Origin of the sequence: uncultured Vibrio sp. (assembly GCF_947488985.1) — a bacterium.
Classification (GTDB): Bacteria; Pseudomonadota; Gammaproteobacteria; order Enterobacterales; family Vibrionaceae; genus Vibrio.
Genome location: NZ_CANLBV010000032.1, coordinates 26,898 through 42,368 on the forward strand (window position 1 = coordinate 26,898; position 15,471 = coordinate 42,368).

Genomic DNA, 15,471 nt, shown 5'->3' on the forward strand with positions numbered 1-15,471 from the left:
TCGCTATTACAGAGGCTGTTTTTACAAAGACAACCATAGGCGTAACAAGTGTCGTTTCGCTTGCGGATCGTCAAGGTAATGAGTACGAGAGTGCAGTGTGATATGGTTGCTGATCAGCTGGATATCACCGACTTGCATGTCCATCTCTAACGGCACACCTTCCTCCTTGGCTTTATTGTCATAGAAGTCCAAGATCGCCTGTTCTTCATCGGTTAATTGATAATGAGGGTGGCGCTCAATACTGCGAAAATAATCACTGTGATAGAAAGTACGTAACTGGTTATCGTCATAGGTACAAGGATCAACCCAAATCCATGACTCCTCGCTGCCCTTATCGCGCAGATCGAGCCTAAAGGGTGAAAATAAACGATCAACTAGCTCAGGGTGTGCTTGCAACAGTTCATTATATAAAGTTACCGAGCTGACCACCTTACTGCGTCCGCCCTGTTTAGCCGGTTGAAGACACAATAAACCCACCACATCCGCCGCATCACAGTGATAGGCAATATGCTCATTGGTGCGATACAGGCGCTCATCGAGATCATTGTCGCCATTACTGCAATCGGTCACGTGACCAAGTAATTCTTGTCGTGCATTTTGAGCGCCGGGTAACCCCAGATGGTGACCTAATCCCCAAAACAGTCGCTCACAATCTTGTTCCGAGCGACCGTCAAGTTGTAAGCCACGTATGATAACTACCCCCAAACCTGTGCTCAGCTGGGTTTTCCAACGTTGACAGCGTTGCTGTAAGTTCTCTAGCGTAAAGTTGTTGCGGTTGATGGCTGATGCGGGGACCTCCTTGCTTAGCTCAACCGCCCGCCACAACTCTTGATTGTCGGCGTCAGAAAAATGAAACAGCCACTGCTCCGGGGTTTGTTGCAAGTCTTTACCAAACCAAGCTGCCTCGCCCGTGATCGGTTGCAAGGGGATCTTGTTATTATGCGGCCTTTTAAAATAGTGAGCCATTTGATCGTGAAAGCTTAAATAGTCCATTAATACTCCTTGCGGATGCTCCTTGCGAACAGAGTGAATCCCATGTATCTCGCCAGTGTTTCACCAGCATTAAAATCTAGCTGAGCCATTGAATCGTCCAATGGCGAATCAGCCGTTGTCTTCGTCTTTTATTATCTCAGCATTTCAGGTAACCATGTTGCCAATGAAGGGAACGCGATCAGCAGTGCGATAGCGACCATTTGTATGGCAATGAATGGTACAAACGAGCTGTAAATCATGGTCATGGTGATGTCTTTTGAGACAACACCTTTTAAGTAAAATGCGGCAGGGCCAAAGGGTGGCGTAAGGTATGAGAGCTGCATATTCAAAGTGAATAGCACACCGAACCAAACGGGGTCATAACCGAGCCCGCTAATGATGGGCACAAAAATCGGCATGGTTAATAAGCAGATGCCTATCCAATCCATAAACACGCCCAGCACGAACAATATCAGCATCATAAACAGCAAAATAGACAGTGGCGATACGTCTAACTGCTGAATGTAATTGGAGACAAAGGTTGATCCGCCGAACATATTGAAGACGCCAATTAGCGCGGTCGCGCCAAAGACGATCCACATGATCATCCCGCACACTTTCATGGTTTGCACGCAGGTTTGTTTGACCAAATCAAACGTCAGCTCGTTACGAATATAGGTAGAGAGTAGGGCACCGATCACGCCCATAGCGGCGGCTTCATTGATAGAGGCAATGCCGGAATAGATACAGAACAGCACCCAGAACGCTACAAAAATAGGTAATAAGGTGCCTTTTAACAAGCGTCGCTTTTCTTGTTTGCTGATCTGCAGTTCTTCCATACTGGCGACAGGTGCTTTTTCTGGATAGCGGAACGCCACATACAGTACGTACAGCATGTAAAAGCTCGCCAACATCAGGCCCGGTACCAGCACCGCAATAAACAGATCACCAATGTTAGTTTCCGTGGCGAGACCATAAACAATCAGCACTACGCTCGGAGGGATCATGGTGCCTAATGCACCGCCTGCACAAACAGTACCGATGGCCAATTTCTTGTCGTAACCGCGTTTGAGCATCTCGGGCAGGGCTAATACGCCCAACAATACAATTTCTCCGCCAATGATCCCAGACATTGAAGCCAAGATAATGGACACAAACAAGGTTTGGATCGCCAAGCCACCTTTGATCTTCCCTGCCAGCAGGTACATAACGCGGAACAGATCTTTGGTTACCCCTGAGCGCTCTAAGGTGGTCGCCATCATCACGAACATCGGAATAGCGACAAATGAATATGAGCTCATCAAGCCATAAATGCGCGTGGCAATTAGTGCCAATCCATCTACGCCGAAATTAAACAGCACTAAGCCACTCGCCGCCGCCCCAGTAGAGAAGGCTAGTGGCACGCCTAAAATAAGCAGTGCCAATACCGACAGCAATAAAACAGGGGTCAGAAAACTAATAGCCATAGTCCACCTCTTTTTTAAATCTTGAGGTCAGTTTGGCTTTCAACTGTTTGACCAACAAAAACGTATGCTTAATGGTTTGATAGGTGGCAATCAGTAACATCAGTGCCAAACACAGGGTTAATAGCGTCTTTAGGATGACTGGCATCGGAGAGTTCCACGCCGTACCTGAGGTCTCTTTAAACATCCACGCTTGCTTTGTGATCACATATGAACCATAGCCAACTGTCGCCAGATAAAACACCGACACAATGGAGGCGGTCAAATTTAATACCGATTTGGCCATACCACTGAGTCTATCGGTGAGCAGGTTGATCGTGATATGAGTGCGTTCGTACAGGGTCACCACCCCACCCAGCATAAAGCCAAATGCCACTAGCATGATGGTGGTCTCATGTACCCAAGTTGTGGGTGCATTAAACACATAACGGCTGACCACTTCATATCCGGTCAATAATACCGCGATGATGAAACACAAGCTGAGCGTGTCACTGACGCGTTTAAGTTGGTCTTTCTTACCCATGATTTAATCCTTAATTCATTAAGTGACAATGACTTAAAGAGCGCCAATCTTAGTTAAGTACTCAAATTGTGAGTCATAGATTTTCTGCGCCATTGGGCTTTTGCTAGCGTACTTTTCCCATACTTTCTGAGCGGCTACCTTAAATTTGGCGCGCTCCTCTGGTGACCAATCGATAAGCGTAATGCCGTTTTCAGCCGCAGACGCAGCCGCTTCGTTATCCGCTTGAGTGAAGGTTTCAACCATTTGATCGGAAAGCACAGTCACCTGTTCTTCCAGTATTTGTTGGTGGCGTTTGGAGAGCTGATTCCATAAAGCGAGGTTGATCGCTACATCACTGGCTGGCGTGGCGTGGATGCCGGGATAGAGGGCGTATGGAGCAACATCATGCAAACCCGTTTGTACGTTCATGCTCAACGTACCCCAGTCAGCGGCATCGACTACGCCTTTATCTAAACTGGTGTAAACCTCTGAGCCCGGTACGGTGACAGGTGCCGCGCCAATCGAGCGAAATAGATCCGAAGACGGGCCTTCCGGCATGCGAACCTTCAGCCCTTTAAAGTCATCGACACTATTGATCGCCACTTTACTCGGTAGAGACTCTGTCCCCCAAAGCACAGGCCCAATGTAATACAGGCCATATTTTTCATACAGCTCACGAGCCAGCTCAATGCCACCCCCGTCACGATACCAACCCATAAACTGAGCAGGACTGTCATAAGCGGCGGTTAAATCACACAGTAAACCAAATGCGGTATCCAAACCGCTATAGAAACAAGGGCCACTTTTATGCATTTGCAGTACGCCCATCTTTACAAATTGCAAAGACTGGTTGTAAGGCACAATGGCACCGTTGGCCAGTACCTCTATGTTGATCTCTCCGTTGGTTTGTTGCTGAACATTGTGTGAAAATTGTTCGATAATCTGTTGCTGTGTAGAGCCACCGCTCCAGATGGTCTGCATTTTCCAGTTGTACGTTTCTGCCAACGTAACTGGAGCACACAAGGTAGTGGCGATAAGAGTGAGCAAGCCCTTTTTAATCTTTGTCATCATAATTCCTTTTATATTGCCTATCCCAAACATCCAAGTATTCACTACCTCAGTTTTATGTGTTTATTCGCGGCAGCTTTTTGGGTAGAACAGTATGAACTTTTTGTAAAGTTTAATGAACTATTTTTTACTTAAGAAACAAACGCCCTACAAATCATCTGGTATTGTGCAACTCATTAACACCATGCCATTCATATTGACGCCATTGGAGCTGTGTTCAATGAGCATTTTCATCGTCAAGGAGCGAGTTCTATACGGCGAGTTTGGCTCGGTAGCATTGACAGAATGAGTGAAATTAACACTGATTTCTCTTTTATCTTAGGTAACTTTCTCTACGCTTATAGTTAGATTTTTAATTAGAGCTATAAGCAAATTTGGTGGTTATTGGAATTATCTTTAGAAAGTTTTGATGAGATTTCACTTATCGCAGTTTCTATTTAAAGCATTGTTTTTAATGGTTTTTAGTTGCTTTCGTTATTGGGTTGACTATCTCTATTAACGGTGGTTTGGGTGACTGTTGAGATGAATCTCCGTCAAAATACTTTGAGCTGTGCTATAATCCGCACCTTGGGATTGAGCCAGTAAGTCCATTTATCACTAACTATTGTGATTTTTATTGCCTTTTATTTAGGTGGTTCGGCGAGCCAATCAAGTAGTAGTTGGATATGGAGATCGTCCTAATATTCGTTGATCCGGATATGCGTACATCATAATTTATGAGTTTTAAATCAAAAAATACAGTATTGATTCTACTGACTATCAAGTTGGTCAAGATAACGTCAGCAAATGGGGCATGGATGTCCATAACACCGTCTGCGTAGCCTCAGTCGGCTTATCTCTTCTTTTCATCATCACTCTTCTTGCTCTTCCTCCTGCAGATGCTAAAGCTGCAATTGATTCTATTAAGGGGGCTGTTCTATCAAAGTTTGACTTCCTGTTTATGTGGGGAGCCAACATCATGTTAGTTTTTGCCGTTGTTCTTGCATTCTCACCTCTAGGCAAAGTTCGCTTAGGTGGTGAAGACGCGACAGCGGACTATTCAATGGCATCTTGGATTGCGATGTTATTCGCAGCGGGTATGGGTATTGGACTTATCTTCTGGGGTGTTGCAGAGCCAACTGCGTTCTTCACGAACTGGTTCGGAACGCCATTAGACGCTGAACCTTTTACAGCAGCTGGTCGTGAATTAGCACTGGGTGCAACCGTATTCCACTGGGGGTTTCATGCATGGGCTATCTATGGCATGACGGCACTTTGCCTAGCGTACTTTGTTTACAATAAAGGTCTGCCGCTATCAATGCGCTCTGTGTTCTACCCAATTTTGGGTGAGCGAGTATGGGGCAAAACCGGTGATGTTATCGACGTACTAACCGTACTGGTGACTCTGTTCGGTCTTGCGACTTCATTGGGCTTAGGTGGCATACAAGCAGCAAGTGGTATCAGCCACGTGTTTGGCTTGGATAACAACATCTTCCTTCAGCAATCGATTATCGTTCTGATCATGGGCTTGGCGATCATTTCTGTTCTTCGTGGCATGGACGGTGGTGTTAAGTTCCTCAGTAACCTGAACATGGTTATTGCGTTCGTATTCCTTGGTCTTATTGCGGTATTGAACTTCACAACTGTGCTTGATTCGATGGCAACGGCTGTAACAGGCTATGTGAAAAACATCGTCGCGTTGAGCCAAAGTGCGGATCGTGAAGACACAACATGGCTTCATGGCTGGACTGTGTTCTACTGGGCATGGTGGGTAGCGTATGCACCTTTCTTCGGTATGTTCGTAGCACGTATTTCTAAAGGCCGTACGGTTCGTGAGTTCCTACTTTGTGTACTGATCATTCCAACGTTAGTAACTTCAGCTTGGATGTCTATCTTCGGTAGCGTGGCTATCGAACAAGTGATTAATCAGGTGGGGCAACTTGGCCTTGACCAAGGCATCACAGACGTATCTCTAAGCTTGTTTTACATGTTAGATGCTTACGAGTTTGGTAGCATCCTGTCTGTTATCGCAGTTGCGCTGATCATCGTGTTTTTCGTTACAACACTAGATTCAGGTTCTATCGTTATCGATGGCATGACGGCGGGTGGTAAACTTGAAGTACCAGTGAAACAGAAAGTGGTTTGGGCGGTTATCTCAGGCGCTATCGCAATGGTGATGTTGTGGATTGGTGGTACTCAATCAATTCAAGCACTGCAATCCATTACGATTATTGCAGCACTGCCGTTTACGATCATTCTTCTGCTTGGCTGTGTAAGCTTGCTGAAAGGCCTACTGACTGAAGTCGGTAAAGGGCAAGAAACAGTTACTCCAGCAACTAAGTAAATCGCGAATTAAGTCAGTCTCTAGATAGGGGCTTACTCTAATCAGCAGATTCAAAGCTCCCTTGCACCTCGTGCAAGGGAGCTTTTTTATGCCATAGAAGAAATCAGCGAAAGAGAAACAAAAAAGAGCCACAAGTGAGTAGTGACTTGTGGCTCTTTTAGTTCTTAGCTCCTAGTTCTTGGCTCTAGGTGCCCACTTCTAGTTATTAGCGGGTCTGCTCTTACGCGTTCAATTCGTGCTGAATAACGTAATCTAAAGCCCCAACAACAGCAGCAACTTGAGCATCGTTACACTCTTCGTCTGTTACTTTGTCGCTGTCTGGGTAAACCTCAGTAGTTGTGCCGTATTTACAATCAGTCACACCACCACATAAACCAAGCTTCTTCATTGGGTAGTTAATTACGCCGTGTTGAGTGACGTCTGAACCAATGATCTTGCCTTCATCATCCGCAGGTGCAATGTGCGTTACTTTTTCAACTGAAGCGATGACAGCGGCTTGGAATTCAGGTTGAGGGTTTTCGGTATCACCCACCGTGTAGAAACCGTCTGGGATCATGCCTTCTATGTACTCAATACCATCACGTGCAGCGAGTGCAGGGCGGAATTCAGTTTCATCAGAATCGGTTGTCTCGTGAAGATCAACGTGAACCAATACTTCTGGCAGAGACGCAACTAATGCACGCAGGTTTGCTGATTCTTCAGCAGGCGTACCGTCATAAAAAGAGCGGTTTGGATCAACAGCATTTGGGTTCCAGCGGTTGATGACTTCGTAACCCCAAGGGCTCACACAAGGTGCGACAACAATGTTGAAGTGTGCAGTGTATTTTTCTGCTTGAGTTGCAGCGAATTTGATCGCGCCATGTACACCACTGGTTTCGTAACCGTGAACACCACCTGTTACGAGAATCGTTGGCTTTGATGCATCCCAGTTTTTGCTCTTGATAGCAAAGAGTGGGAAGCGAGCTTCGTCGTAGCTCAGTGCGCCGTATTGCTCGATGTCAAAGCTGTCTGCCAGTGCTTTAATTTTTGGCACGACTTCTTGTTGGTATTCACGCTTGACCGTTGTTTGAGCAAACCATGCTTGACGCTCTGCTTCTTGCCATTTTTTTCCTGGCTCACCAATAGGGTAGGTGTAGGTACTTTCCATTGTTTTATCTCTGTGGGGTACGTTGTGATGAAGTGAGAATAATCAGCAGAACGGTATCATGCAACTCTTATTGAATCTGTGTATGGAATGGGGTACTTGGTATTCACAATAAGCGAGGGTGACTGGTTTTTAAGATGATTGGTATAAGCTTTACATTAGATATACGCCAAATTGGGCTCATGAAAAAAGCCAGCAATTTTGAACGCTGCTGGCTTATCAATATCGTCAACTTACATTAAGGTTGAGACGGGAGGAACTGAAATAAAAGCTTGGTTTATCGAGACGGCTTTATGTAACCGCCAAAGCTATTATTTGATCATTCAAGCTCTTATTTAACTGCCCAAGCAATCGTCTCTCCGCCACGGATTGGCACAACAATGTCAGACCCGAAAGGCATGGTTTCAGCGACATCCCACTCTTCTTTTACAAGAGTGATGGTGTCTGTATTACGTGGAATACCGTAGAAATCTGGGCCATTGTGGCTTGCGAAAGCTTCTAGGTTTTCAAGCTTACCTTCTAGCTCGAACGCTTCAGCGTATAACTCAACCGCAGCGTGTGCCGTGTAAGAACCCGCACAACCACATGCCGATTCTTTTGCGCCTTTCGCATGTGGTGCAGAGTCTGTACCTAAGAAGAACTTCTTGCTGCCGCTTGTTGCCGCTTCAATTAGTGCTAATTGGTGAGTGTTACGTTTAAGGATAGGTAAGCAGTAGAAGTGTGGCTTAATGCCGCCAACCAACATGTGATTACGGTTATAAAGCAGGTGGTGAGCAGTAATGGTTGCGGCTACGTTGTCGTTCGCGTTCTTCACGAAGTTTGCAGCTTCGGCGGTTGTGATGTGCTCTAGAACAATCTTCAGGTTAGGGAAGTCGTTCACAATCGGTGCTAGTACTGTGTCTAGGAACTGCTTCTCACGGTCAAAGATATCAACATCGTGTGTCGTTACTTCACCGTGTACCAAAAGTAGCATGCCAACTTCCTGCATTGCTTCTAGTACGTGGTAGATCTTTTTAGCGGATGTTACGCCTGAATCAGAGTTGGTTGTTGCGCCTGCTGGGTAAAGCTTTGCCGCCACGACTGCACCAGACTCTTTCGCTTTGCGAATTTCTTCAGGTGTTGTGTTATCTGTCAGGTAAAGTGCCATTAGCGGTTTGAATTGTTCGCTTGGCTGCTCTGCCATGATGCGGTCACGGTAAGCTAGTGCCATTTCGGTATCCGTTACCGGTGGGATGGTGTTTGGCATGATTAACGCTCGACCATTGTAGCGGCTGATATCGCGAACCGTATCTGTCAGTACGTCGCCATCGCGTAGATGAACATGCCAGTCGTCAGGACGAGTAATCGTAAGTTGTGTCATTGAAGGCTCCCACCATTTGAAGTGTTATGTAGTTGGAGCCTAAACTCGGCGAAATCTGTGAAAGCAATCGCTTACGTTTAGGCGACAGGATGATAGTGGAAAAGCACTTTCATTTCATCCTTTTTTTACATTTCAGGGTTAGGAGCTTGTTTTATCGCGATTTTACTGAGTATCCAAGCTGAATAATCGCTCAAAACGGAATAACCGCTAGCGAGTGGCTACCCAGAGCCCATGGATCATGCCGGGTACCCAGAAGAAGAAGGTAAGGACAATGTTAATCAGCAAATCTTTACCTGCACCGCGAGCGAAGAACACACCAACAGGCGGAAGCAGTACACATAAAATGATAATGACGAGTTTGTTCATGATAAATCCTTTTTATTCAATGAAAGTTTGACGTAGTTATGATCTGAAATTGATAATAATCTTAAGCTATTAGCTTAGTATCAATTGTTGAGTCCCTGCCAGTTTATCTATTTATAACCATTTGTTAGCATGGGACAAACAACAAAACATTGGAATCGTTATGTCGCAGTCACCTTTGGAGCAAAAGGCTTTGGATCAAAAGTCTTCCTTATCTCAAATCAATGTGTTTCCGGTAAAATCAGTGGGGGGCATCTCGCTCTCTTCTGCTTGGGTCGAAAAACAAGGCCTTACCTTCGACAGACGTTTTATGTTGGCATTAGCTGACGGTTCAATGGTCACGGCACGTAAATACCCGACAATGGTTAAGGTATCGTCAAGCTTGCAACCGGATGGCTTAATTTTCACTTATCAAGATAAAGCACCGCTGCGCCTTAAGTATGTGAACTTCAAGATGCAACCAGCATCTGCTACGGTTTGGGGTGACAACTTCACGGCCTATACCACTTGTGATGAGGCCGATGACTGGTTCAGCGATGTACTGGGTATTCGAGTTGAATTGTTATTTACTGGAGAGCAATCAAACCGTGTGCGTGAAAAACTGGGCCATAATGTGAGTTTTGCTGACGGCTACCCAATGTTAGTCATTAGCCAAGCCTCACTTGATGAACTGAATCGTCGTAGCCCTGAAACCCATTCGATGGATCAGTTTCGCACCAACTTTGTGGTATCTAATACCGAAGCCTTTGCTGAAGATGGTTGGAAGCGTATTCGAATCGGCGAGGTTGAGTTCGAAGCAGTGAAACCTTGTGAGCGTTGTATTCTAACTACGGTGGACGTTGAACGTGGCGAATTTAGAACAACAAAAGAGCCGCTCAATACCTTCTCGACTTTCAGAGCGAATGAGCGCGGTGGCGTGTTCTTTGGTCAAAATCTAGTGGCGAAAAATGAAGGGTTAATTAAAGCTGGTGATGTGGTTGAGGTGCTCGAAACCAAAGAGAAAGAGCACTACGAAGACACATGGGTAGAGTCGCTGCACTTAACCTGTGTTGAACGTGAAGAGATCGCTCGCGACTTTACAACGTTTTGGCTAAAGCCGGCAAAAGAGAATCATTCATTACCCAGCTATCAGCCGGGACAGCATCTACCTATTGAAATGCTGATTGACGGTGAGAAGGTGTCTCGTCGTTACACGCTATCTTCTAGCCCTTCACGCGTGGGTCGCCTAGCTATATCCGTGAAGCGAGTGGACGATGGTCAAATCTCTAATTGGCTAAATGATCACTTCCAAGTCGGTGATACGCTAGTCGCGCAAAATCCAGATGGCGCTTTCTATTTGGAAGACAACCCAACGCACCCACTGCTGCTGTTGTCTGCAGGTAGTGGTATTACGCCAATGTTGTCGATGCTGCGTTACTTAGCCGATCACGGGCAAATTGATGATGTGGTTTTCTATCATCAGTGCAGCAGTGAAGAGGATATCCCTTATCAAGCGGAGATCGAACAGATCGCCAGCGAGCATAGCGGTTTACGTCTGATCTACTCGTTAAGTCAGCCCACCAAAGATTGGAACGGTTTATCGGGACGTTTGAGTGTTGCTCATGTCGCGAAAATTGAAGAGTTACATAAACGTCAAGCGTTTGTCTGTGGTCCGGATGGGTTTATGGATAATGCTAAGAAATTGCTGATCCAAATGGGACTCAACCCTCAGCAATATCATCAAGAAGCATTCGGTGTTGCTCAAGCAAGCGAAGAAGCGGTAAAGCAGCTGCAGTTGAGTGTCAATGGCTATTTGTTCGAGGGGAACAACCAATCAACATTGCTAGAGCAAGCTGAGTCGGCAGGTGTGCCGATTGCTTCTAGCTGCCGTGCTGGTTTCTGTGGCGCGTGTAAAGTGACACTTGAATCAGGGCAAGTACATCAACCGGATGTGCCTGCATTGCAAGAACACGAACGTGATAATGGTCAGATCCTAGCGTGTTGCAGTGTGCCGCAAACTGACATCGAAGTGGTCGATTAACGACGCGTTAGGTCAACAAAATACTTAATAGAAAAGGCCGGAAGTCCATTGGTAAAATGTGCTTCCGGCCTTTTGGATTCTGCGACTAATTTAATAAATTAATCGTAGATCGTTGGGATAGGCTGACGTTTATGTTGCGTCGCTTTGTAGATGCCTACTAGGCGATCAGATACGTCTTGAGGGACTGCTTTACCTTCCAGAAAATCATCGATTTGATCGTAAGAAAGGTTTAACGCTGCTTCATCGGCTTTTTGAGGGTCAAGCTCTTCGAGATCGGCGGTCGGCACTTTCTTAACCAGCAGTTCTGGTGCGCCCAGTGTCGCTGCAAGTTGACGGACTTGGCGTTTGTTCAAACCAAACAGAGGCGCTAAATCACATGCGCCATCACCGTGCTTGGTGTAGAACCCCGTGATGTTTTCTGCTGAGTGGTCGGTACCAATCACCAGGCCGCCAACGTAACCTGCAATTTCGTATTGTGCGATCATACGAGCGCGAGCTTTCACATTACCTTTCACAAAGTCGAGCTTTGCCGAGTCAGTTGGCAACAAACCTGTGCCTTCTAGAGCAACGTGAGAGGCGGCATGAAGCCCATCGACACCCGCTTTAATGTTGACTGAAACCGACTGAGAAGGCTGGATGAAAGACAGAGCCAGTTGGGCTTCGTCTTCATCTTTTTGCTCGCCATAAGGCAGACGAACGGCGATGAATTGGTAGTCGTTGCTGCCGGTGCTCTCATTGAGGCTATCGATGGCCATTTGCGCCAAGCGGCCACAGGTGGTTGAATCCACACCGCCACTGATACCAAGGATCAGCGATTTGCATCCTGACTGCTGAAGTTTGGTTTTGATAAAGTCCACGCGGCGAGTCACTTCGAAGTGAGGGTCAATTGAAGGTAGTACGCACATTTCGTCACGAATTAACTGTTCCATTCGTATTCCTTTCCTGCAAGCAAATTAAAAATCTAGTGTTATCATACCTAAATCATTCGATTTAAAAACCTCTTTGCACAAGCTTAGAAAGAGAAGGCAGTTATAATGGAAAAAATAGCCATTTTCGGTAGTGCGTTTAACCCACCGAGCTTAGGCCATAAGAGTGTGATCGACTCGTTGGCCCACTTTGACAAAATTCTACTGGTCCCTAGTATTGCCCATGCGTGGGGTAAAGAGATGCTAGACTTTGAGACGCGATGCCAGTTAGTCGAGGCGTTTATCCGTGATCTTACTCTGGAGCGCGTTGAGCTCTCGCTGATCGAAAAGAGCTTGTTCACGCCTGGTGAAAGTGTCACGACTTATGCGGTGCTTAATGAGCTTCAAAAGCTGAATTGCGATGCCGAGCTGACTTTTGTGATCGGCCCTGATAATTTCTTCAAATTTTCATCTTTTTACAAAGCTGACAAAATTACCGAGCAGTGGTCTGTCATGGCTTGTCCTGAGAAAGTGAATATACGCAGTACAGATATACGTAATGCACTGATAAATGGGAGCGATGTTACAGAGTTGAGTACTCAATCTGTGATAAAAATATTGCAAGACGGTGAACTGTATCAGATAATGTAAGCCCACGAATTAAGAGATCAGAAAATGAAGCTAAAGAGCGCGATACCAGCGACATTGTTGATTACAGCATGCAGTATGCCGGTTTCTGCTGAGTGTGATTTCTTTAGCCTAGATTCGATCATGCTGACCTCTAAAGATGAAAGCAGTTGTTTAGATTTTTCGACCAGCATTGAGTCTTTTGGTCTACGTATGCTGGAAATCACAGGCTTTGCTGAGGAAGAAGCGGCAAGTAAACCTGACTATTGGTCTGATTGGGCTTTACAAAGTAAAGATGCCCCATTGCTCACGCGAAGCAGTGAATCAAACTATGTCGGTTTGGGTATGTGGTTTCCCGAAGAGTTGGAAGGTGAGCAATACGATATGTCGGCAGAAGAGTGGTTGCTCAATCATGGCTTACAACTGAGCGTAGGTTTTGGCGAGAAAGTGGATGGTCAGCCACGCTTGCGTTTTGACTACCGTTGGCATGATTCACATGACGCTGACCTAATGATGCAGGTTGAATTGCCATTCTAGACAGACCGACACACAGATAGCTCGCTACCTACGTCCAAATACCGAACAACGACCAAAATTCAAAAAGCCGCAAAAACTCAGTTGTTGCGGCTTTCTAGTATCTGTTTTCTGATTATTTTCTACTATTGGTATTATAGCTCGTGACCAAATACCAGCATGCACAGTTGGGCAAATTCTTCTTCTTTTCCTGAGAATAATTCATCAATCACAAGCGCACGTTTCTGACCCGACTGCATGCGTTTCTTAGCTTCACGCATAACCATCACCAAAGTGTGTTCTTGCGGTAAGTTAGAATCATTGATGTTCCATTGATTGAATCGCAGAGAAAGGGCACTTTCGCAAAGCAGTGGTTTAAACGTGAGCACTTCTTGCTTTAATACGGCAAGCATATCTTTAGATGCTTGTTCGGTGTTATTGGCACTTGCAGTGTGGGCTTGCGTTTGCTCAAGTTTCTCTAATAGCGCCAACGAGAGGTTGGTTTGAGTGATGTATCCCGCTTGTCTTGGGAATGCATCCGTCAAACGAACAGAAAAGTCGACGCGATTAATCTGGGTGTTGGGAAAGTAGGTCAGCGAGGTTAAGCAGTCATAAGGGACCCAGATGCTTTGACCCGGCTCGACGGCATACTCTTGTTTACCGAGTTTGATCAAAACCAAGCCACTTTGAACTGATACAAGGCTATGTTTGAGTACTTTTTTGCGTGGTGTGATCACCAAGTGTGAAAAGTAAGCCGATGTATATTCAATAGCGAAGTTCATAGATAGTACCTTATTTTTGGGGCAATAAGATTACCGTTTATCTCCACGAATGCCAACAATAACAGGGGATTTTCAACGTTTCTGGTCTGACCTTGCCAAAAGTATGGGCTCTATAGCTGCGGTAAGTCTAAACAACGCGTAGAATGAGCTAGCTTTTTATTATATGAATGAAGAAATGACCTCTCCGACTGATCCATATCTTGATATTCGTCCATACGACGATGATGAAATCCCTGCGGCACTAGACCGTCTTATTAATGATGAAGAATTTATTAGTGCGATTTTGCACTACCGTTTTTCAAACCATGCTGCTTGGTTCAAAGCATTAATGAGCCCGATTTTGCGTATTTACTTAAAAATGAAATGGAGCAAGCTAACCAGTGTTGAATCCATCCAGATTGAAGTGAAAAAATACTTACGTGATACGCTTGCGAAGACCACCAACGGTGTTTCATACACTGGCATAGAGTCATTGGATGTAGAGCAGGCCTACTTATTTGTATCAAACCATCGTGATATTGCTATGGATCCGGCGTTAGTTAACTACGCTCTTCATCAAAATAACCATCAGACTTGTCGTATCGCCATTGGTGATAACCTGCTTAAAAAGCCATGTACGACTGAGTTGATGCGCCTAAACAAGAGCTTCATTGTCAAACGTTCGCTGAAAGGCCCACGTGAAATGATGAAAGCGCTTGGGCAGTTGTCTTCTTATATCAAGCACTCTTTAGAGACAGGTAATTCTATCTGGATCGCTCAAAAGGAAGGCCGTGCCAAAGACGGTAATGACTTTACTGAGCCAGCCATTTTGAAAATGTTTCACGTTGAAGGGCGTAAGCAAAAAATTGCCTTTTCAGAGTACGTAAAGTCATTGAAAATCGTTCCTGTGGCTATCTCATACGAAAACGACCCATGTGACACGGCGAAAGCGATAGAGCTATTTGAAAAAGAGGTAAACGGCAGTTACAAAAAGGGTGAGTTCGAAGATATTGAAAGTATCATTCAAGGCATCATCGGTAACAAAGGACGCGTTCATGTTGGTTTTGGTCAGGTTATCGACCAAGACTTTGATACACCAGAAGCGCTTGCTCAAGAGATTGATCGCCAGATCCACGAAAACTACAAACTGTTTCCAGTAAATCTATTGGCGGCAGAAAAGGAAGACGATTCGATTACCGAAGCCGTTAAGACAGAATTTGAAGGTAAACTATCGAGCCTGCCAAAAGGCGCTCGTCAGTACCTGATTGATAGTTACGCTAACCCAGTGAAGAACATTGGATAACGAGCGTTAGCAAACTCAATCATTAATTGAACTGAAAAGGAGCCTTGAGCTCCTTTTTTGTTTCTGAATCGCTAGGGCGTGTTGATCTTTCGTGGTTAAATTTTGTTCGAGATAAAAGCGTTTTAATCGCGGCGAGGGGGAAGTAGC

General features: G+C 45.4%; 14 protein-coding genes. 5 read left to right on the top strand and 9 right to left on the bottom strand.

The features are described 5' to 3' along the window. Nucleotides 1–21: 21 nt before the first annotated feature. The 4 genes from Q1A70_RS09545 to dctP form a co-directional block, all read right to left on the bottom strand. The gene (locus tag Q1A70_RS09545; protein ID WP_299689776.1) at nt 22–993 is read right to left on the bottom strand and encodes a TauD/TfdA family dioxygenase; all 972 of its coding nucleotides are present in this window, start codon (nt 991–993) and stop codon (nt 22–24) included. 131 nt (nt 994–1,124) lie between these two features. Further along, a complete protein-coding gene (locus Q1A70_RS09550) occupies nt 1,125–2,438 on the bottom strand; it encodes a TRAP transporter large permease subunit (RefSeq protein ID WP_299689773.1) in 1,314 nt (437 codons plus the stop codon). Next, entirely contained in the window at nt 2,428–2,958 is a 531-nt protein-coding gene (locus Q1A70_RS09555) for a TRAP transporter small permease (RefSeq protein ID WP_299689770.1), read from the bottom strand. The genes Q1A70_RS09550 and Q1A70_RS09555 overlap by 11 nt, the downstream gene beginning before the upstream one ends. A gap of 33 nt (nt 2,959–2,991) precedes the next feature. Next, nucleotides 2,992–4,005: a TRAP transporter substrate-binding protein DctP gene (gene dctP, locus Q1A70_RS09560; protein ID WP_299689767.1), complete on the bottom strand. Its 1,014-nt coding sequence runs from the start codon at nt 4,003–4,005 to the stop codon at nt 2,992–2,994. Nucleotides 4,006–4,732: 727 nt separating this feature from the next. Between dctP and Q1A70_RS09565 the strand changes: the two genes are divergently transcribed. Beyond that, entirely contained in the window at nt 4,733–6,328 is a 1,596-nt protein-coding gene (locus Q1A70_RS09565; RefSeq protein ID WP_299689828.1) for a BCCT family transporter, read from the top strand. A 220-nt stretch (nt 6,329–6,548) separates the two neighbouring features. On the opposite strand, the gene Q1A70_RS09570 is transcribed toward Q1A70_RS09565, so the two are convergent. The 3 genes from Q1A70_RS09570 to Q1A70_RS09580 form a co-directional block, all read right to left on the bottom strand. Then, the gene (locus Q1A70_RS09570) at nt 6,549–7,475 is read right to left on the bottom strand and encodes a M14 family metallocarboxypeptidase (protein WP_299689764.1); all 927 of its coding nucleotides are present in this window, start codon (nt 7,473–7,475) and stop codon (nt 6,549–6,551) included. Between the two features lie 328 nt (nt 7,476–7,803). Beyond that, a complete protein-coding gene (pyrC, locus tag Q1A70_RS09575; protein ID WP_299689761.1) occupies nt 7,804–8,832 on the bottom strand; it encodes a dihydroorotase in 1,029 nt (342 codons plus the stop codon). Nucleotides 8,833–9,039: 207 nt separating this feature from the next. Continuing rightward, nucleotides 9,040–9,198, bottom strand: a complete 159-nt coding sequence (locus Q1A70_RS09580) for a YqaE/Pmp3 family membrane protein (protein WP_008215717.1) — start codon at nt 9,196–9,198, stop codon at nt 9,040–9,042. Nucleotides 9,199–9,358: 160 nt separating this feature from the next. On the opposite strand from Q1A70_RS09580, the gene Q1A70_RS09585 reads away from it, so the two are divergent. Beyond that, entirely contained in the window at nt 9,359–11,215 is a 1,857-nt protein-coding gene (locus Q1A70_RS09585) for a hybrid-cluster NAD(P)-dependent oxidoreductase (protein WP_299689756.1), read from the top strand. Nucleotides 11,216–11,313: 98 nt separating this feature from the next. Here the strand turns inward: Q1A70_RS09585 and nadE are convergent, their stop codons facing one another. After that, a complete protein-coding gene (nadE, locus tag Q1A70_RS09590) occupies nt 11,314–12,144 on the bottom strand; it encodes an ammonia-dependent NAD(+) synthetase (protein WP_299689753.1) in 831 nt (276 codons plus the stop codon). Nucleotides 12,145–12,249: 105 nt separating this feature from the next. Here nadE and Q1A70_RS09595 point away from each other — a divergent pair, with 105 nt between their 5' ends. Both Q1A70_RS09595 and Q1A70_RS09600 read left to right on the top strand, forming a co-directional pair. After that, nucleotides 12,250–12,771 carry a nicotinate-nicotinamide nucleotide adenylyltransferase gene (locus tag Q1A70_RS09595; protein WP_299689750.1) on the top strand — a complete coding sequence of 174 codons (522 nt, stop codon included), beginning with the start codon at nt 12,250–12,252 and terminating at the stop codon, nt 12,769–12,771. A gap of 24 nt (nt 12,772–12,795) precedes the next feature. Next, nucleotides 12,796–13,284: a hypothetical protein gene (locus Q1A70_RS09600; protein ID WP_299689747.1), complete on the top strand. Its 489-nt coding sequence runs from the start codon at nt 12,796–12,798 to the stop codon at nt 13,282–13,284. A gap of 131 nt (nt 13,285–13,415) precedes the next feature. Here Q1A70_RS09600 and Q1A70_RS09605 read toward each other — a convergent pair whose 3' ends face one another. Continuing rightward, nucleotides 13,416–14,042: an AraC family transcriptional regulator gene (locus tag Q1A70_RS09605; protein WP_299689744.1), complete on the bottom strand. Its 627-nt coding sequence runs from the start codon at nt 14,040–14,042 to the stop codon at nt 13,416–13,418. A 175-nt stretch (nt 14,043–14,217) separates the two neighbouring features. On the opposite strand from Q1A70_RS09605, the gene Q1A70_RS09610 reads away from it, so the two are divergent. Then, nucleotides 14,218–15,324, top strand: coding sequence for a 1-acyl-sn-glycerol-3-phosphate acyltransferase (locus Q1A70_RS09610; protein ID WP_299689741.1), 1,107 nt, complete (start codon nt 14,218–14,220; stop codon nt 15,322–15,324). The last annotated feature ends 147 nt before the right edge of the window (nt 15,325–15,471 follow it).

Coding starts and splice junctions, on each gene's coding strand:
- Q1A70_RS09545 (WP_299689776.1), bottom strand. CDS start 993: ATGGACTATTTAAGCTTTCACGATCAAATGGCTCACTATTTTAAAAGG.
- Q1A70_RS09550 (WP_299689773.1), bottom strand. CDS start 2,438: ATGGCTATTAGTTTTCTGACCCCTGTTTTATTGCTGTCGGTATTGGCA.
- Q1A70_RS09555 (WP_299689770.1), bottom strand. CDS start 2,958: ATGGGTAAGAAAGACCAACTTAAACGCGTCAGTGACACGCTCAGCTTG.
- dctP (WP_299689767.1), bottom strand. CDS start 4,005: ATGACAAAGATTAAAAAGGGCTTGCTCACTCTTATCGCCACTACCTTG.
- Q1A70_RS09570 (WP_299689764.1), bottom strand. CDS start 7,475: ATGGAAAGTACCTACACCTACCCTATTGGTGAGCCAGGAAAAAAATGG.
- pyrC (WP_299689761.1), bottom strand. CDS start 8,832: ATGACACAACTTACGATTACTCGTCCTGACGACTGGCATGTTCATCTA.
- Q1A70_RS09580 (WP_008215717.1), bottom strand. CDS start 9,198: ATGAACAAACTCGTCATTATCATTTTATGTGTACTGCTTCCGCCTGTT.
- Q1A70_RS09585 (WP_299689756.1), top strand. CDS start 9,359: ATGTCGCAGTCACCTTTGGAGCAAAAGGCTTTGGATCAAAAGTCTTCC.
- nadE (WP_299689753.1), bottom strand. CDS start 12,144: ATGGAACAGTTAATTCGTGACGAAATGTGCGTACTACCTTCAATTGAC.
- Q1A70_RS09595 (WP_299689750.1), top strand. CDS start 12,250: ATGGAAAAAATAGCCATTTTCGGTAGTGCGTTTAACCCACCGAGCTTA.
- Q1A70_RS09600 (WP_299689747.1), top strand. CDS start 12,796: ATGAAGCTAAAGAGCGCGATACCAGCGACATTGTTGATTACAGCATGC.
- Q1A70_RS09605 (WP_299689744.1), bottom strand. CDS start 14,042: ATGAACTTCGCTATTGAATATACATCGGCTTACTTTTCACACTTGGTG.
- Q1A70_RS09610 (WP_299689741.1), top strand. CDS start 14,218: ATGACCTCTCCGACTGATCCATATCTTGATATTCGTCCATACGACGAT.